An 18,804-nucleotide genomic window follows, 5' to 3' on the forward strand; every position below is an offset into this window, starting at 1 on the left:
TCTACTTATCATTCATACTTAATAATTTATCTAAATATACTGACTTTAATTGTTTGCTAGCTAAAACCTTTTTAGCTGGTTCAAGCTTTAATATAGCTGATAGTATAGCTCCCATAGCTCTATGACTAGCTAGGGCATTATTATCAAAAATTAGATTTTGTAATTGCCCTTTTTCAATTGCCATTAGAACTGCTCTATGTACTGAGTTTGCTGGAGTTATTATCTTTTCATCTCTTTTTAATAACATAATACTATTTTTATGGCAATTTCTAACGCAAACTCCACAGCCTAGGCATCTATCCTCATCAATTTTTATATATTCTTTATCATTTTCCTTGACCTTGCTTATCGCATCTATTGGACATGCAGATATACATTTACCACATTTTACACAACTTTCATGGTTTATATTTGGTATAAAGCTGGTTGTCTGTACTGGATGAAGATTTCCAAATCTTTTAGCTGATACTAATGCCTCACAACAACATCCACAACAATTACATATAAATGTAACTCCTTTTCTAACATTTTCTCCACATTGAACTAAATTATGCTCATATGCTTTATGAAGTAGTTCTTTACATTCTATTTTATCTATACGTCTTGCAAATTTATTATTTATTAAAGAATTTGCTACATTGTCAAATGTCATACATATATCCATAGGAGCATCACAAGCTTTTCCAACATGTTGCATTCTATGTCTACAATAACACATACTTACACCTATATGAGTTGCTTCATCAATTATATGAGTAGCTCTTTCGTAATCTAAAATACTAACTTCATTATCATTAGTCAAAACTTCCTCTTGAACATACACTCTTCCAAGCTTTGTTTCCGTTGAATAAAATAAATCTTTGATAAAATCTTCTTCTACATTCATATATTGATAGTAAAGTTCTGCTAAAAGTTTTTGGTCTATATCATGTCTTGTTCTCATCATGGCAAACTCAAAAAAGCCAGCCATTGGGGGAGGCATTATATATTTCTTACCTTTTTTATCTTCTATATCTAGTATTAGAGCCTTACTGGCAAGTTTATCCAATACCCTATATGCTTCACTTTCACTTACACTCCAAATTTTAGCTGCTGTTTTTACTCTAAAAGGCTTTATTGGTAGCTGAGCCACTAATTTTGCCTCTTGTTCTGTATATAGTACATTTAGTATTTTGTATAATGTATCTGATGGTGGAGCACCTTGTGGAAACTTATTTATTCTTTCCTCTAAACTTTTATACATGTTCTTAGCAGTTATATGAGAAATAGTAATCACCTTCTTTTTCTTTTGTTTTCCAATAAAATTAGATATTTGTCCTTATTTATAAGCACTTTATCTAAACCCTTACTTTATATAATACCAATTCTTTCTAAATAATTAAATACCTCTAATGATTTATTTATTAGATTTCTTATATAAATAAAAAATCGCTTAATTAGTATAATAATAGTTTATACCAATTAAACGATTTTAATAATATTTTATATAATTAAAAATTACTTTTATATACTTTCTCTTCTTATATTATCTATGATATTTTCTTTATTCAATTTACTCATTGGTATATAAGCTGCTATAAAAGTTATTATAAAAATACTTATTATGCATATGGCTATTGCTGTCCAAGGTATAACAGCAGAGAACTCAATCACACCTGAAATAAGTTTATTCATAATTAGAGTTATACCAATACTAATTGGTATCCCAAATAACAATGACAGTATACCATATATAAAACTTTCTAAATATATCATTTTTCTAAATCCTTTAGGAGTAACCCCTATAGATTGTATTATCGCAAGTTCTCTTTTTCTTAGGTTTATACTTGTACTTACTGTATTTAGTATATTTGTAACACTTACTAGAGATATAACTGCTATAAAACCATATACAAATATTTTGATAACCTTTAGATTTTGTTTTTCTTCTTCACCTCCTGCACTTTCATCATGGAAGTTAAAATTATTTTTATCGGCTAAAGATTCTACTTTCTTCTTAGTCTGAACGTCTCCTCCTGAATCAATAAATATAAGACTTCTATTTAATTTTAAACCTAAATTCTTAGCAACTTCATCATAAGTTATAAATTGCAAGCCCATATTTTGATAGCCCATTCCTAGACGTTCTTCATCGGTTATCGCAAGAATTTTAATCTTTATTTTTTTACTTGAACCATTATCATCCAGATATTCACAATTTACTGTATCTCCAACTTTGTAATTAGTTAACTCCACTATACCTTTCTTACCTCTAGATTCAAAGTAACTTTTTCTAACTAATATCACACCATTTTCTTTAATTGCTTTTTCCTTATCAAAAGAACCTTTTATTAAATTATTTGTTTTATTTTTTATTGCAAACTCTCCTGGAAATTTTAATTCATTATTGATAAAGTCGTATTCATAACTATCTCCATTCTTATGCTGTTCATAATACTCCTTAATTAAATCTTCATTGGATTTATTTATTTTATTTTCACTTACTTTTATAGATATATACTGACCTGTTGCTAATTCAAAGTTTTTTATTCCAGGAATATCCTGTAGTGTACTTATAACATCATCAATAGGTCTAGCTGTACCCTTTGCTGTTAAATATAAATCATAGTTTTTTTGAGAATTTCTAATTTCTTCACCTTTTAGCAAAAGTAACGTAAATCCACTAAAAGATACAAATATTATTATACTTATCATTAAAGAAAAAAGAGTCACTATGAATTTTTTTCTATTTCTTCTCATATTTTTATATGCAAGTACTCCTTCAGTCTTAAAAATCATTTTAATAAGCTTTGAGTCTTTAACTTTTCTCACCTTATATTCTCCACTGTTTTTAATTATATCGAGTGGAGAAATATTAGAAGCTGCTATTGCAGGTAATAGAATTGATATAAATATTGTAAACAAAACTATTATTATACTAGCAATAATTATTATTGGGTTATACACTATTTGTAAACTCATTTGTGTAACAATCGATTTTGTAAAATACTTATTTATAATTTTAAATAATAAGTCTATAGCTATTGTTCCAGATATTAGCCCTATTGGTATTCCAATTAAACTAATTATAATACCTTCTATAAAGACCAACTTTTTAATTTGGCTAGATGTAGCACCTATAGAATTTAATATTCCAAACTGTTTTTTTCGTTCAGTTATAGAAATACTAAAAGAATTATATACTGTAGCAATAGTACATATAATTACTAAAATAGTTACTACTGAAATTATAGATTTTATAGAGCTATTTATGTTTGCATACTTACTAGCCCCTTGTAATCTTAATAAATGTTCATTGTATTTTACCATATCAGAAATTGATTCTTCATCTTTATTTGGATATATGTTTTTGCTTATTTTTTTACTTATTTTATACACATCTTTAGGATTTTTTACTGTTACTGAGATGTTCATTGTTCCTTTGTAATCAAGCAGATTAAAGTAAGTTATAGCAGTTGTAATCTCATCATAAAGCTCAAATCCGGGCTTTTTAATTATACCAACAAGTTTAAAAGTTCTATCCTTTTCATTTGCTATATAATCACCCTCATGAAATACCATGTTATCAACCTTTTTCTTATTTGAGTCAAACATATCTCCTACTTTTAAGATTATTTTGTCTCCTATTTTTAATTTATCATCCATAAGATTAATAACATTTTCACTTAGAACAATTTCTCCAACCTTAGATGGCAATCTACCTTCTTTTACAGAAATTTGATATCCCTCCATGGCATTTTTATCATACTGTTTTATACTTAATATACCATTTTCACTATTTTCCAATTTAGAATATCCAATTTGTTTACTAAATGCATGTTTTTCTATTTCAGCTGATTTTGTTACATATTCTATATCCTTTTTGTTTACATCATGGAATGTAACATGAAAACTTCCATCATTCTTTATAGTTTCTCTTACTTGATAATCCATGAAACTTTCAAATATATTTCCTATACCACAGATTAAAGCTGTTGAAAGTATTATCCCAATTATAGTTACAATAGTTCCTCTTTTATTTTGTTTTAAATATCTAATAGTTAATGATGTATATAAATTCATCTACAACACCTCATCACTTTTTATAATTCCATCTTCTATACCTATAATTCTATCAGCCTGAAGTGCTATGTTTTTGTCATGAGTTATCATTATTAGAGTCTGATTGTATTTCTTTACTGACAGTTTTAATAATTCTAGTATTTCTTTTGAATTTTTACTATCTAAATTACCTGTTGGCTCATCTGCTAATACTATAGAAGGTCTATTAATCAAAGCACGTCCTATAGAAGTTCTTTGTTGCTGTCCCCCTGATAATTGGTTTGGAAGATGTTTTTCTCTATCATTTAGACCTAATGTTTTCATTAAATCATTTAAATATTCTTTGTCAATATCTCTATTGTCAAGTTCTGCTGGAAGCAATATGTTTTCCTTTACATTTAAAACTGGAATTAAATTATAAAATTGATATATAAGACCTATATTTCTTCTTCTAAATATTGCTAAATCTTTAGTTTTTAAATTATATATATCAACATCATTTATATAAACCTTACCGCTAGTTGGTCTGTCAACTCCTCCTAGCAAATGTAATAATGTACTTTTACCACTTCCACTTGGACCTGTTATTGCTATAAACTCACCTTTTTCAATTGATAAACTTACATTTTTTATAGCATCAACTTTTGTTTCATTTTTACCATAACTTTTAGTTAGATTTTCTACTCTTAAAATTTCCATGACTACCTCCAATATTTATATTCTATACTTCATATATTAGGTTTTGACTATTACTATAAAGTGAATTAAATATTACAGATTAGTCACTATCATACATTTTATGAAATATTATATGAAATTCTGTACCCTTACCTTTTTCACTGTTTACATATATATCTCCATTTTGGCTTTCTACTATAGATTTTGACATTGCAAGACCTATTCCTACACTATCTTCTTTTGAACTACTACTTCCTCTATAGAATCGTTTAAATACATGTGGTATATCTTTTTTATCTATTCCCTCGCCATCATCTTTTATTACTAGTTCAGAAAATAATGGGTTTTCTTTATAAGTTATAATTATATTTCCAAATTCAGGAGTGTGTTCTATACAATTTTTGATTATATTCACTAATGCTTCAACAGACCAGTCAATATCACCAATATAAGATACATTATCACTTCCCTCTATAGTCAATTTTTGATTTTTAATATCCATAGGTATTTTCATAGATTGCATTGCTCTATGTATGAGTTCACTAAATTTTATCTTATCCTTTTTAAAGTTTATCACTTTTGCTTCTACCTTTGATAATTTAAGCATGCTTTTAATCAACCAATCCATTCTATTTAATTGATTTTTTATCTTATTCAAAAAATCGATTTTTACTTCATATGGTACATCATTATATAATAAATCATTCAGCATTATTAAAGAAGTCATAGGGGTTTTTAATTGATGTGATATGTCGGAAATTGTATTATTTAAAAATATCTTTTCTGATTTTAAAAGTTCAACTTTTTCATTAAGAATTGTTGTCATCTTTAAGAGTTCAGTTTTTAAAAGACCTATCTGCCCTTCTTGATTTTTATTTTTCATATCAAATGCTTTTCCCTCTGAACTATAGTAAACATACTTAGTCATATCTGATAAATCATTGTACATTGCCTTAAAATATCTAACAACCAACACAAATATCAAAATAAATATTATACAGACTAAGATTATATTTATTTTGATAGTCTCTAAAACTAATTTAGAAGTAATAGGCTCAGAGTTTATCCTAATAGATTTACCATAATTATACTTACTTAATATTTTATGACCATAATCTATATTTTCCATAGAGTTTCCTTGAGTTATTATATCTACTATATCACTTTCTAAGTTTGGATACTTACTTGATAGTGTTCCTATTATAGCCTGATTGTTTTTTACAATCATATCTTTAGTTATAGACACGTTGACTATGCTAAATCCAACAGATATGATAATAACAACAAACATCAAAATAACATACTTACTTAAAAACTTCTTCACTTCCGGATTATATAGAAACACTATTTTCACTTCCTATCCATTTATAACCAAGACCTCTTACAGTTTCTATGTAGATTGGTTTATATAAATCATCCCCTATTTTTTCTCTAAGCCTTTTTATATAAACAGTTAGAGTATTATCATTTACAAAATCATAAGTTACATCCCAAAGTTTTTCCAATATTTGAGTTCTACTTAAAACTGTATTTTTGTTCTGTATAAGAATTAGAAGAAGTTTATATTCAACTGATGTCAGAAATATTTCTTTTTCATTTTTATATACTCTAGCTTCTAAGGTATATATACTTAAATCTCCAAATTTGAGTATTTTCTTATCTTCTTCTAAAGTATTACCTTTTCTTCTCAAAACAGCTTTTATTCTAGATATTAATTCTCTAATTCTAAAAGGTTTTGTTATATAATCATCTCCACCTATATCAAGACCCATAACAATATTTACTTCCTCATCACAAGCAGTCAAGAATATTATCGGAATTTGAGAGAATCCTCTTATATATTGACACAGTTCATAACCTGTTCCATCTGGTAATGTAACATCCAACAGTATCATGCTGTATTCATTAGAAGAAATCATTTCTTTTCCACTTGATAAATCCTTTGATATATCTATACTAAATCCTTCTTGTTCTAGAGCATACTTTATTCCAAAAGATATAGTACTATCATCCTCAACTATCAACAACTTTAACATAGCTATTTCCTTTCTTTCCATTTTGATTTTAAATTATTTACCTGTACAGTTTTTATTATACACAAATACCTTATATACTAAAATATATCTATAATTACAAAATAGTCACAAAGAGTTATTAAAATTTATAAAACAAAAATGTAAGTTGTTACTTAACCCAATTAAGAATAATAGATACTTCTTCAACTTAAGCTACAACTTACATTTTAGAAACTTTATGTTAAATAATCTAACACAACTACTTGTTTAATTATACAGAATTTTACTTACTCTTCTTCATACTTTTTGTATTCATCTTCCTTATAAATATTATCTTTTTTATCGTCTTCATGTAAATCAATATCATCCTTTACATCTTTAACACTATTTACATATTGCATCATTTCTTCTTGAGAAACATGTGGACAATTTTCACAGTTTATTCTTCTTGAATTAAATTCTTTTACTTTTTTTTTTAGTTCTTCATATTCATAATCTTGTTTTTTGTCTCTACAATCACAGTCATAATCAAATTCGTCATATTTATAATCATCATAATCGCTATTTCCATAATAATTTGTATTGACCATTTGAGAATTAGATTTACAATTTTTTACCATTTTGTATACAGCATATATACCTACACCTGTAAGTACAGCTCCTGTAAACATCATTGGTTTACTCATTCCATCATCTTTTTTATGCATTTGTCTTTTCATTAAATATGTTAACATATTTTTTCTCCTTTCTAATTTTTATTTCTATCTATAGATAGTATCTGTATTATTTTAATAAAAATTATGTTATTTTTTAAATTACAATTTTTACAAAATATAAATTTATATTTTGTACTTGTTATGATTTTTTATGTTATACTATATATATAACAATCTTTTTCATTTACAAAGTATAATGGAGGTTTTTTATGGTTTTAAATTTAGATTTTAATAGTGATAAATCTATTTATGTACAAATTAAGGAAGAAATAACCAAGGCTATAGCTTCAGGAGAATTGAAAATAAACGAATCACTTCCATCTGTAAGAAGTATGGCTGAAAATATTGGTGTAAATTTACATACAGTGAATAAATCCTACAATGAACTAAAAGAAGAGGGATTATTAAATATTGATAGAAGAAAAGGTGCTATTGTTGCTCAATTACCAATGAAAATAGACAACACAACTCGTCAAAAAAATAAGTTTGAATTGGAACTATTAGTAGCAAAATCTTATTTATCAGGCATTAGCAAAGAAGAATTTTTGTCACTAAGTTCAAATTTATTTGACAAGTATGAGGTGAAATATTATGAGTAAGATTGAATGTTTATTTACAATATTTCCGATTCTAATCTTGATGTATGCTACATTTTATTTTATGCCCTATTTTGTAGGCAAAAAACATATTTATGGAGTTTCTATAGACCAAGAACATAAAAACTACACTTACTTTATAAATCTGGATAAAGAATTTAAAAAATTTTTACCTTTAGGCTTTATTATAGATTTTATATTAGTTTTTATCCTGGTTTTTATATTTGATAAATTGGAACTCTCTTATTTTATTGGTATTATAATCTTTTTATTTTATGAAAGTATATTGTATATTCATGTTCATAAAAAAGCTAAAAAACTTAAATCAGAAATTTATTCTACATTAGGTCATATAGATGTAGACTCAAAATTAATAGTAGATATGGATTTTATAAATAAGAAAAATAAACTAATAAAAAATTTAAAATACTGTATTTAATACCAATACTATTTACTTTTGGAATGAGTATTTTTTTTACATTTAATTATAATCAACTGCCAGACTTAATTGCTACTCATTGGAGTATAAATGGGTCTCCTGATATTCTTATGGAAAAATCATTTCTTAATATATTTAAATTAATAGGTACTGAATTTTGTTTAATGATTTTATTATATATTAATTCTCCAAATTTAAAATCCAACTCTTCCTATTCGCCAGAAGAAGATGAGAAATATTGGATAGCAGGCACCATGTATAATAATCCAAATGACCCATCATTGATGGTTAATAAAAGGTTTGGTCTTGGATGGACCATAAATTTTGGAAATCCTCTTGGAAAGATACTATATATTGCTATAGCTTTGTTTTTAATTTTTTCATTGTATAGCCTAATAAAATCTCTTTTACTTTAAATACCATAAAGTGTATCTTACTTGTATTATTGGGTATTATATTTTGTAGGATAAGAAATATTTCATATTATCGTTGAAATATAGTATTTATATTACTAGAAATGGAGATTTGCATAATGTTGTCAAAAGCTGAAATCAAATACTTTAATGAATGTGCTTCTGAGATACTTTCTTCTGAAAAAGTACAACTTATGAGAACATTTCCTCATCATGGTAATGTTTCATGTCTTGAACATAGTTTATCAGTAGCATATTATAGTTATTTATTATGTAAAAAATTGCACCTAAATGTTGATATTCAAAGTGTAATTAGAGGAGCTTTACTACACGACTTTTTTCTTTACGATTGGCATTACAAAGGTGATAGAAAAGGATTGCATGGATTTACTCACCCTAGAGAAGCATTAAAAAATGCAACTTTATTTTTTCAAATAAATGAAAAAGAAACGGATATAATTTTAAAGCATATGTGGCCTCTTACTGTTAAGCCTCCTAGGTATAAAGAAGCACTTATTGTGTGTTTGTTGGATAAATTTTGTTGTTTAGTTGAGACTTTAAAGATACATTCTTTATTATCTCCTTATCATGTATAAGACAGTTTCCTTATCACTTTTTATAATTTAATTTTGAAGAGGTATTAAGTATTATATTCAACTTTATACCTCTTTACTATTTTATTATTTTCTACAACAACATTTTCTTATAATATCATTATAAATCATAACCTCTATCCTTGATAACTTACCCTTCTTATAGACATGCTTACTACCTTAAATAACAGCAAACCAGCTATTAAATTTATTAGTATTGCCGGTGCTACTGCAACCATAAATAATGCCATAAATGAACCTCCAGGAAGACCTACTATTGCCTCGGCAACTAGTAAAAATGTAGTTCCACTAACAATAGTACCTATTGGAAATATTATTGTAGCTACTATTAAATCTTGCTTTTTATTGCTTAAGTTCTTCATAAATGGTAATTTATAAATTACATACATTATCATGAACATTATATTTATTGTAATCGTTTTATCAAGTATATTTGGAACTTGACCACCTGGAAATTTAGTTGTTAACGCAGCAAATATCCCTGTCACAATTCCTGCTACTAGACAAATCCTATAATCATCTTTATTTAATATCATTATTATAAACATCATTGCTAAAGATATATCTGGTTGCATTGGAAGCCCTATAGCAGGTGTAAGTTGATGTATTAATAAACCCATAGCTAAAAGTATTGCATTTAAAGTTAATTTTTTTGTATTTGTTTTCATTATAATAATTCCCCCTAATTTGTTTAATATTTATTTTATTTTCTTGCCAATTTTCTAAATCATTCTCTTTAACTTTGATAGTTCATAACATCTCTTTCACCACCTTTTATATCAAATTATACATTTTCTCTTAAAATTTTTTAAATAAAAAACTCCGTCCTAAATCAATAGGACGGAGAATATCCGCGTTGCCACCTAAATTATATAAAAATAAACTATTGTTTAACTCTTATACATCTCATTATCAGGTACTTACATACCCTATTCGCTGTAACGTGCGACTGACGATAAAGTCTACTCTCATAATAATATGATTTCAATTTACTCCTCTAAGGTCCATTCACTATATTCCTTCTTGCTAAGATTCCACCATCCTCAGCTCTCTATATTGAAGCTAAACATAATTACTCTTCCTTGTCATAGGATTTTTAATTTGCTGTTGATATTATAATATTCTAAATTTTTATAATTGTCAACTCTAATTTTTTATTTTAAATTTGTAAAAAACATAGCATAATTTTTATAAATGTTCTAAAATTTAATTTAAACATCAAAATTAGAGAGGATGATATTATGTTTAGAGAAATGAGATTAAAAAAGAGAGAAATGACAAAAGAAGATACTGTCGAAGTATTAAAAAATGGTGAATTTGGTACTTTTTCCACTATATCTGAAAATGGCTATCCTTATGGAGTTGCTGTAAACTATGTATACTTTAATGATTATATTTACTTCCATTGTGCAAGAAATGGTCATAAGTTAGATAATATATCAAAAAACAACAAAGTTTCTTTTCTAGTAGTTGCTAATGAAAATGTTGTGCCAGACAAATTTAGTACTACTTATTCTAGTGCTATAGTATTTGGGAAAGCTTGTACTGTAGAAAATGAAGAAAAGAAAAATGCTCTTGTAGAAATAATAAAAAAATATTCTAAAGGATTCTTTGAAGAAGGCATGAAATACATAGAGAAAGATATGAATTTAACAACTGTAGTTAAAATAGAAATTGACCATATTTCTGGTAAAGCCTCACGTTTATAGTCAAATAAAAATACCTAAAAGTATCTATACAATCACTTTTAGGTATTTTTATTTTATATCTTATATATTAAGTCTTTTTAGGTAATCTCTTATACCCAACTTAACATCATCACTTGGTCTTATATCAGAGTTATCTCCTGCTATATGAAGTATTCCATATGCTGGATGACTTCCTCTTACTGTACATGGAACTGATAAAAGAGTCATTCCCATATGTTGGGCAAATATGTTCATTGCTTGCAGAGCTAGCTCTCCTCCTCCATGTTGTGAACCTGCTGTAGCAAAACAACCAAATGTTTTCCCGCTTAAAGATGCTCCTACCCAAATATCAGAAAAACTATCCATAAACATCTTCATTTGACCAGATACATTTCCATAATAAGTTGGTGACCCCATAAATACAACATCATAATCTAGTAGTTCTTTTCCAGATTTAATTACGTTTATACTTTCAAATTCATCTTTATACTCTTTAGAATTTATCAAATAATATTGAGGAAGTGTTTTTGCAACTTCATCACTTACTTTAAATATATCTACCTCGATATTCATTTCTTCAAGAACCTCTTTATACTCTCTAGCTAATAAATATGTACTCCCACAAACACTATGAAAAATTACTGCTGCTTTCATCCTTATCCCCCTAATTAAACTCAAATTTATTTTTTATATAGTATTTTATACTGAACCCCCTATGACTAAAGTAACAGGGTTTCTGCTTCATAGAATTTTGAATAATCAAATACTGCTAAATGATACTAAATGGATTCAAATATACATCACTTTTTATTACTTCAATTTCACTAAATTCATCCAAAAATCTCTTCATAACGTTTTTGAATATATCTTCTGTATCAAAATGACCACAATCCACTATACACATTCCAATATCAAGGGCATCTTGTGCCTCATGATACTTTACATCACCTGTTATTAGGACTTCTGCTCCTTGTCTCTTAGCCTTTTTTACAAACTCTGAACCAGCCCCTGTTACAACTGCTACTTTCGTTATATTTGTACTAAGATTTCCAACCACTCTGATATGTTTCATATTTAATTTCTCTTTTATTTTATTTGAAAGGTTTTCCAATGTCATACTTTCATCAAGTCTGCTTACTCTACCTAGGCCAAATGTCTTGCCTTTATTTTCTAACTTGTACAAATCATATGCAACTTCTTCATAAGGATGTGCATCCAACATAGAACTTATTACCCCTCCTAAAAGCTTCTGTGGCACTACAGTTTCAATTTTAACTTCATTTACAGTTTCTATACCATTTACACTTCCAAGAAACGGATTAGAGCCTTCTAATGGCTTAAATTGTCCTTCACCTTCTATTGAAAACGTACAATCACTATAATTGCCTATATTACCTGCTCCTGAATTACTTAAAACCTTTCTAAGTTCATCTGAATAGTTGCATGGAACATATACTGCTAGTTTGTATAAATTCTCGCTTTCTGTTACATCTAAAACTTTTGAGTTACTAAATTCCATAATTTCCATAAAATAGTCATTTAGACCATCAAATGCTATATCAAAATTAGTATGCATAGAGTAAAGTGATATATCATTTTTAATAAGTTTTTGGATAAGCCTACCTTTTAAATCTGCACTGTTAATCTTATTAATTTTTCCAAATATAAAAGGATGATGTGTCACAATTAAATCTATATTTTTGGATATAGCTTCATCAATAACATCTTCATTAGCTTCTAAAGATACTAATATCCTTTTTACATCCATATCAAAATCTCCAACTATAAGACCTACATTGTCCCAATCCTCCGCTAAGTTTAGAGGGTACTTTTTTTCAATTTTTCTAGTTAGACTCTTTAATAGCATATATACCTCCAATTTATTTTATTAAATTTTCAAGTTTTTTTATTGCAACTTCACTTTCTTCTCTCTTCTTATCTATAGTTTCTCCATTTTTTCCTTCTAACTTACTAACTATAGAACTATATATCTTTATCTTTTTTTCTATAAAATCATTAAAAAGAGAGTCCTTATTTTCTAAAAGCTTTATTCCAACCTCATAATATATCTCATCTTCTATTATAGTATTTTTACCTGTATATTTGGTAACTATTATTTCATATATTCTAAAATCTTCTCTCACTAAAACTTCTTCTAAAATTTCATAACCGTTGTTTAAAAGGTAACGTCTAAGTTCTTCTTGTGCTTGCATCGGCTGTAGTATTAATTTTTCTATACTATGTGCTACTTCTTTTTTAGCTTCAAGAAGCTCACTTATCAAGATTCCACCCATACCAGCAATTATTACTTCTTCTACTTCCCCTATTTCAAGTATCTCTATACCAGAACCCAATCGTAAATCAACTTTATCTAAAAGATTGTTCTGTATGACTTCTTTACGTGCGTTGTCAAGGGGTCCTTTATTAACATCAGCCAACACTGCAAATGGTACTCTTCCCTCTTTTAGCAAATATACTGGTATGTATCCATGGTCTGTTCCTATGTCAGCTATTTTTTTACCATCTGACACTAATGATGCTATTTTCAATAATCTATCTGTTAATTTCAAATATAAATCTCCTTTCAATTCCCTTTATTTGTAGACTTTAGTCCAAGTTATAAATGTTAAACTAAAATAACTACAAAAATAAAATTAAATCTTTACTACAAAATAGCCATGAGATATCACTTATCTCATGGCCTTTATCACAAAAACGTTAATGATGTATCTTTTTAATCTAAATAATCTCTAAGTTTTTTTGATCTACTTGGATGTCTTAGTTTTCTTAGTGCTTTTGCTTCTATTTGTCTTATTCTTTCCCTAGTTACATCGAACTCTTTTCCAACTTCCTCAAGAGTTCTAGCTCTACCATCCTCAAGACCAAATCTAAGTTTTAATACTTTTTGCTCTCTATCATTTAATGAGCCAAGTACATCTTCTATTTGTTCTTTTAATAAAGAATATGCTGCTGCCTCTGCTGGGGCTGGAGCATCATCATCTGGAATAAAATCACCTAAATGGCTATCTTCTTCTTCTCCTATTGGTGTTTCTAAAGATACAGGGTCTTGAGCTATTTTCATTATTTCTCTTACTTTATCTTCTGTCATTTCCATTTCTTTTGCAATTTCTTCTGGTTTTGGATCTCTTCCAAGTTCTTGAAGTAGTTGTCTTGATACTCTTATTAGCTTATTTATAGTCTCTACCATATGAACTGGTATTCTTATAGTTCTAGCTTGGTCTGCAATAGCACGTGTTATAGCTTGTCTTATCCACCATGTTGCGTAAGTACTAAACTTATATCCTTTTGTATAGTCAAATTTTTCGACTGCTTTTATAAGACCTAAATTTCCCTCTTGTATTAAATCCAAGAAAAGCATACCTCTTCCTACATATCTTTTTGCTATACTTACAACTAGTCTTAAGTTAGCTTCAACTAACCTTTGTTTTGCTATTTCATCACCTTCGTGCATTCTTCTAGCAAATTCTACTTCTTCATGTGGTTTAAGTAGAGGAATTTTTCCTATTTCTTTTAAGTACATTCTGACAGGGTCATCTATACTTATTCCTTTGGGTAAAGATAAATCCACAGTTTCTATTTCTATTGCAGAAGAGTCGTCATGTGAAATTGCTTCTGCATCTTCATCTAAGTGGCTTATACTTAAATCGTCATCAGCAACCGAAAAATCTATATCAGCTTTATAATTTTTTGTTTCTGTTATTTCTATTCCCAAATTTCCTAAAGTCTCATAAAGATTCTCTACTTGATCCTTATCAAGTTCATTCTCCGAAAAAGCTTCCATTATCTCTGCAAGTGTCAGAGAACCTTGCTTTTTTCCTTTTTCTATTAATGTCTTAGCAGTAACCTTTTTTAACTCTTTTTTATTCGATTTATTTTCCACACTCAAACCTCCTTTCTCTACAAGCTCTTTAAAATTTTATTTATCTCAACTATTTTTAAAGCAATTTCCATAACTCTACCATCTACCTCTTTCATATCATTATTATTTTCTAATTCTTGTTGTTCCCTCAACAAGCTATTAATTTGCTCTTCTAATGAGTTTTTTCTGATATTTGTTATTATTTCTTCTATTTCTTTTGTGTTCTCTAAGTTTATACTATTCAAAGAAATCGAATTTAATTCTTTTAAGTATTCTTCGGATATGTTTAAACTTTTCAATTTGTCAATAGTTATTTTGTCCAATTCTTGATTTTTAATCATGTAATTTAAAATTTCTTTACTTTCTTTCAATAAAAAATCACTTTCTTCTACTTTAAGTAACGCTATTTCTCTAATTTTTTTATCTTCTAACATTATTTTTATTAGAGTCTCTTCAACTAATTGTTTTCCGTCTTGTCTGACTTCGACTTTTTCAATTATTTTTTCTTCTACTTTCTTTTGATTTTTGTTATTATATGGCTTATTATAATTCTTACCATAAACTTCTCTCTTTATAGACTCGACATTAATATCTATTTGATTGCTTAAATACTTTGTATAAAAATCAATTTCAACAGGACTTGTCAATTGTTTTATAATTTTAGAAGCTTCTTTTGCGAACTTCACTCGTTCTTCATCTTTTTGAATGTTAAATCCTTTTTTAAGATGATCTATTTTATATTTTATGTAGTGAGTAGAAACATCCATAGCTTTTTTATAATCACTAAGTCCGTATTTTCTTACAAATTCATCTGGGTCTTTAGCATCTTTTAAGTCCAACACTTTTACATTGATACCGAATTTAGTAAGTATATCTATAGCTCTTAAAGTCGCCTTTATTCCTGCTTCATCAGAATCATAAGATATAATAGCAGTGTCCGCATATCTCTTTATTAAAATGCCTTGTTGTTCAGTCAAGGCTGTTCCAAGGGTTGCTACTACATTTCTTATACCATACTGATAAAGAGAAATTAAATCCATATATCCTTCAACTAAGACTATAGTTTTACTCTCTAAATTTTTTCTAGCAAAATTTAATCCATATAAGTTCTGTTTTTTATTAAAAATTAATGTGTCTGGAGAATTTAAGTATTTTGGCAAAGAATCGTCTAATACTCTTCCCCCAAATCCTATTATGTTTCCTCTATAGTCGAATATAGGAAACATAACTCTATTTCTAAATTTATCATAGCAATTAGTTCCATCTCTATTTTTTGCTATTAGACCGCACTCCAATAAATCTTGTTTTTTATATCCTTTACTGATTAGAGTATTCATAAGCGAATTCCATGAATCCAAAGAAAATCCTAAACCAAATTTCTTAATAATTTTATCATCTAGTCCTCTTATTCTTAAATATTCATACCCAAGATTTTTGCTTCCCAATAAATTTGAAAGATAAAATCTAGCTGCTTCTGTGTGAATATCTTGAAATTTCTTAGATTTTTCTATTTTAATTCTAGTTTCTTCATTCATGTTAGTGTTAATTTCTATACCGCATTTATTTGCTAAAATTTTTACAGCATCCATAAAATCTAAATTTTCCATTTTCATGACAAAATTTATTACGTCTCCACCTTCACCACAACCGAAACACTTATAAATCTGTTTTGATGTATTTATATAAAAAGATGGTGTCTTTTCTCCATGAAATGGACATAATCCTTTGTAATTAGCTCCAGATTGTTTTATATTCATATATTCAGATATTATACTTGCTATATCACATCTAGCTTTTATTTCTTCAATAATGTCTTTTATATCATTCATATTATCACCTTCTGGTGTAATTTTTTGTGTTAACATTTCTATTCTACACTATATTCTAAATTTGTCAATCACTCAATATACAGAATTCGACTTTTTTTATTGATATCCTTCTTATTAAACAAAAAATTTTTATTTTTTATATTAATTATATCAATATTAAATCTTTATTTATATTAAATAGTTTAATTATCAAATTATATAACTTATAAATTCGTCTTAATAACAATTACTAATAAAAAAGAGGCTCTTGCCTCTTTTAATAATTATTAATTGATTTCATTAAATCTTCAAATTCATCAAAGCAAAGAGATTGAGCACCATCTGACAAAGCATTTTCTGGGTCAGGATGCACTTCTACCATTATTCCATCTGCTCCACATGCAAAGGACGCCAATGACATAGGTTTTACCAAGTATCTAACTCCAGTAGCATGACTTGGGTCTACCACCACAGGAAAACCTGTTTCCTTTTGAATAATCGGTACTGCAGCTAAATCTAATGTATTTCTCGTATAATCATTGTATGTTCTTATACCTCTCTCACACATTATAATATTACTATTTCCTTCTATTGATATATATTCAGAAGCACCTATCCATTCAGTAATTGTTGATGCTATTCCTCTTTTTAACATAACAGGTTTTTTTTGTTTTCCTACTTCACTTAAAAGAGTAAAGTTTTGCATATTTCTTGAGCCAATTTGAATTATATCACTTATACTATACAGTTCATCCATATCCCTTACATCCATAAGTTCTGTAATAACAGCTATACCAACCTCTTCTTTAACTGCTTTTAATATTTCAAGACCTTCTTTTTTTAATCCTTGAAATGAGTTTGGCGATGTTCTCGGCTTATATGCTCCACCTCTTAAAATATTTGCACCATGACTTTTCACAAATTTAGCAGTCTCTAAAAGTTGCTCATAACTCTCTATTGCACATGGACCAGCTATTATAAGTTTGTCCTTTTTTACAACTATCTTTTTATTATTTGTATTTATCTCTATCTTTGAATTATCATTAAATAGGTTTTCTTTCATAACCTACAAGCTCCTTTACTTCTTCTCTTTCTTCAGCAGATAGGAGGTTTAAATGTTCTCTTATTGATTTTTCATTTATTAGAAGTTCTTCATTTAAATCCATAAGTGGTATCAAAACGAAAGCTCTGTCTTGAATCCTTGGATGAGGTATTATTAATCTTTCATCATTAGAAACTATATCATTAAAAAATAGTATATCTACATCTATAGTTCTTGGTCCCCAATGCACTATTCTCTCTCTGTGTAGTTCTTTCTCTATTTCTTGACAATATTCTAACAACTCATAAGGTTCAAACTCTGTTTCTATTTCTACACACATATTTAGAAAATCTGCTTGTTCTGTATAGCCCCATGGTTTTGTTTCGTATAACCTTGATTCTTTGACTTTATATATAGAATCACTATTTTTTAAAAGTTCGCATGCTTTTGATAAATTATCAAATCTATCACCCATATTAGTACCTATTCCCAAATAAGCCTTATTCATCTCTTGTTCTCCTTATCTCAACACCAAAATAGTCATAAATACCATTTACAGGAGCTTCAGGCTTTCTAACTCTAACCATAACTCCATTTATAAGTATAAATTTATTTAAGACTTCTTCAGCAATATTTTCTGCCAAAACCTCCAAAAGATTAAATCGTTTATTTTCAGTAATATCTTTAACAACATTGTAAACTTCAGCATAGCTTACAGATTTATTTATATCATCACTAAGCCCTGCTTCTCTTGAATCAATATAAAGCTCCATGTCAACAAAGAATTTCTGACCTAGAAAATTTTCTTCTTTAAGAACACCATGATATCCATAGAATCCTAGATTACTAAGTAATATTTTATCCATTATATTAT

General features: G+C 27.7%; 20 protein-coding genes, 1 pseudogene and 1 other annotated feature. Of the genes and pseudogenes, 6 read left to right on the plus strand and 15 right to left on the minus strand.

The features are described 5' to 3' along the window. Window position 1 precedes the first annotated feature (1 nt). The 6 genes from IR152_RS16700 to IR152_RS16725 form a co-directional block, all read right to left on the minus strand. A complete protein-coding gene (locus tag IR152_RS16700; protein ID WP_227453038.1) occupies window positions 2-1,276 on the minus strand; it encodes a 4Fe-4S dicluster-binding protein in 1,275 nt (424 codons plus the stop codon). A 227-nt stretch (window positions 1,277-1,503) separates the two neighbouring features. Continuing rightward, window positions 1,504-4,062 (minus strand): ABC transporter permease, encoded by a 2,559-nt coding sequence (locus IR152_RS16705; RefSeq protein WP_227453039.1) that lies wholly within the window; start codon window positions 4,060-4,062, stop codon window positions 1,504-1,506. Continuing rightward, on the minus strand, window positions 4,063-4,740 hold the full coding sequence (locus tag IR152_RS16710) for an ABC transporter ATP-binding protein (RefSeq protein WP_227453040.1): 678 nt from the start codon (window positions 4,738-4,740) through the stop codon (window positions 4,063-4,065). A 79-nt stretch (window positions 4,741-4,819) separates the two neighbouring features. After that, window positions 4,820-6,073 carry a HAMP domain-containing sensor histidine kinase gene (locus tag IR152_RS16715; protein ID WP_311315450.1) on the minus strand — a complete coding sequence of 418 codons (1,254 nt, stop codon included), beginning with the start codon at window positions 6,071-6,073 and terminating at the stop codon, window positions 4,820-4,822. Then, complete coding sequence (locus tag IR152_RS16720) at window positions 6,051-6,776, minus strand: response regulator transcription factor (protein ID WP_395970755.1); 726 nt, start codon at window positions 6,774-6,776, stop codon at window positions 6,051-6,053. Before IR152_RS16720 ends, IR152_RS16715 begins: the two co-directional genes overlap by 23 nt. 245 nt (window positions 6,777-7,021) lie before the next feature. Beyond that, window positions 7,022-7,468, minus strand: coding sequence for a hypothetical protein (locus IR152_RS16725; RefSeq protein ID WP_227453042.1), 447 nt, complete (start codon window positions 7,466-7,468; stop codon window positions 7,022-7,024). A 191-nt stretch (window positions 7,469-7,659) separates the two neighbouring features. Here IR152_RS16725 and IR152_RS16730 point away from each other — a divergent pair, with 191 nt between their 5' ends. The 5 genes and pseudogenes from IR152_RS16730 to IR152_RS16745 all read left to right on the plus strand — a co-directional run bounded on the left by IR152_RS16730 (window position 7,660) and on the right by IR152_RS16745 (window position 9,494). Next, a complete protein-coding gene (locus IR152_RS16730; RefSeq protein WP_227453043.1) occupies window positions 7,660-8,049 on the plus strand; it encodes a GntR family transcriptional regulator in 390 nt (129 codons plus the stop codon). Continuing rightward, window positions 8,042-8,485: a hypothetical protein gene (locus IR152_RS16735; RefSeq protein ID WP_227453044.1), complete on the plus strand. Its 444-nt coding sequence runs from the start codon at window positions 8,042-8,044 to the stop codon at window positions 8,483-8,485. Before IR152_RS16730 ends, IR152_RS16735 begins: the two co-directional genes overlap by 8 nt. 23 nt (window positions 8,486-8,508) lie before the next feature. Then, window positions 8,509-8,559: pseudogene (locus tag IR152_RS20130) on the plus strand (hypothetical protein); the annotation flags it as partial. Window positions 8,560-8,595: 36 nt separating this feature from the next. After that, complete coding sequence (locus tag IR152_RS16740) at window positions 8,596-8,901, plus strand: DUF5808 domain-containing protein (protein WP_255624970.1); 306 nt, start codon at window positions 8,596-8,598, stop codon at window positions 8,899-8,901. A 116-nt stretch (window positions 8,902-9,017) separates the two neighbouring features. Beyond that, a complete protein-coding gene (locus IR152_RS16745) occupies window positions 9,018-9,494 on the plus strand; it encodes an HD domain-containing protein (RefSeq protein ID WP_227453046.1) in 477 nt (158 codons plus the stop codon). Window positions 9,495-9,628: 134 nt separating this feature from the next. Here the strand turns inward: IR152_RS16745 and IR152_RS16750 are convergent, their stop codons facing one another. After that, entirely contained in the window at window positions 9,629-10,180 is a 552-nt protein-coding gene (locus tag IR152_RS16750) for a tryptophan transporter (protein ID WP_227453047.1), read from the minus strand. A 165-nt stretch (window positions 10,181-10,345) separates the two neighbouring features. Then, window positions 10,346-10,610 (minus strand) — a binding site (T-box leader). A gap of 143 nt (window positions 10,611-10,753) precedes the next feature. On the opposite strand from IR152_RS16750, the gene IR152_RS16755 reads away from it, so the two are divergent. Beyond that, a complete protein-coding gene (locus tag IR152_RS16755; protein WP_227453048.1) occupies window positions 10,754-11,221 on the plus strand; it encodes a pyridoxamine 5'-phosphate oxidase family protein in 468 nt (155 codons plus the stop codon). A gap of 60 nt (window positions 11,222-11,281) precedes the next feature. On the opposite strand, the gene IR152_RS16760 is transcribed toward IR152_RS16755, so the two are convergent. The 8 genes from IR152_RS16760 to folB all read right to left on the minus strand — a co-directional run bounded on the left by IR152_RS16760 (window position 11,282) and on the right by folB (window position 18,796). Continuing rightward, a complete protein-coding gene (locus IR152_RS16760; protein ID WP_227453049.1) occupies window positions 11,282-11,854 on the minus strand; it encodes a flavodoxin family protein in 573 nt (190 codons plus the stop codon). Window positions 11,855-11,969: 115 nt separating this feature from the next. After that, window positions 11,970-13,067 carry a Nif3-like dinuclear metal center hexameric protein gene (locus IR152_RS16765; protein ID WP_227453050.1) on the minus strand — a complete coding sequence of 366 codons (1,098 nt, stop codon included), beginning with the start codon at window positions 13,065-13,067 and terminating at the stop codon, window positions 11,970-11,972. Between the two features lie 13 nt (window positions 13,068-13,080). Continuing rightward, complete coding sequence (locus IR152_RS16770; RefSeq protein ID WP_227453051.1) at window positions 13,081-13,770, minus strand: tRNA (adenine(22)-N(1))-methyltransferase; 690 nt, start codon at window positions 13,768-13,770, stop codon at window positions 13,081-13,083. A gap of 164 nt (window positions 13,771-13,934) precedes the next feature. Next, a complete protein-coding gene (rpoD, locus tag IR152_RS16775) occupies window positions 13,935-15,101 on the minus strand; it encodes an RNA polymerase sigma factor RpoD (RefSeq protein WP_227453052.1) in 1,167 nt (388 codons plus the stop codon). Window positions 15,102-15,118: 17 nt separating this feature from the next. Further along, window positions 15,119-16,909 (minus strand): DNA primase, encoded by a 1,791-nt coding sequence (gene dnaG, locus IR152_RS16780; RefSeq protein WP_227453053.1) that lies wholly within the window; start codon window positions 16,907-16,909, stop codon window positions 15,119-15,121. 256 nt (window positions 16,910-17,165) lie between these two features. Beyond that, window positions 17,166-17,951, minus strand: coding sequence for a 3-deoxy-7-phosphoheptulonate synthase (gene aroF / locus IR152_RS16785; RefSeq protein ID WP_227453054.1), 786 nt, complete (start codon window positions 17,949-17,951; stop codon window positions 17,166-17,168). Continuing rightward, entirely contained in the window at window positions 17,932-18,438 is a 507-nt protein-coding gene (gene folK, locus IR152_RS16790; RefSeq protein ID WP_227453055.1) for a 2-amino-4-hydroxy-6-hydroxymethyldihydropteridine diphosphokinase, read from the minus strand. Before folK ends, aroF begins: the two co-directional genes overlap by 20 nt. Continuing rightward, window positions 18,431-18,796 carry a dihydroneopterin aldolase gene (folB, locus tag IR152_RS16795; protein ID WP_227453056.1) on the minus strand — a complete coding sequence of 122 codons (366 nt, stop codon included), beginning with the start codon at window positions 18,794-18,796 and terminating at the stop codon, window positions 18,431-18,433. Before folB ends, folK begins: the two co-directional genes overlap by 8 nt. Window positions 18,797-18,804: the final 8 nt, after the last annotated feature.

The organism is Clostridioides sp. ES-S-0108-01, from assembly GCF_020662285.1.
GTDB lineage: Bacteria > Bacillota > Clostridia > Peptostreptococcales > Peptostreptococcaceae > Clostridioides.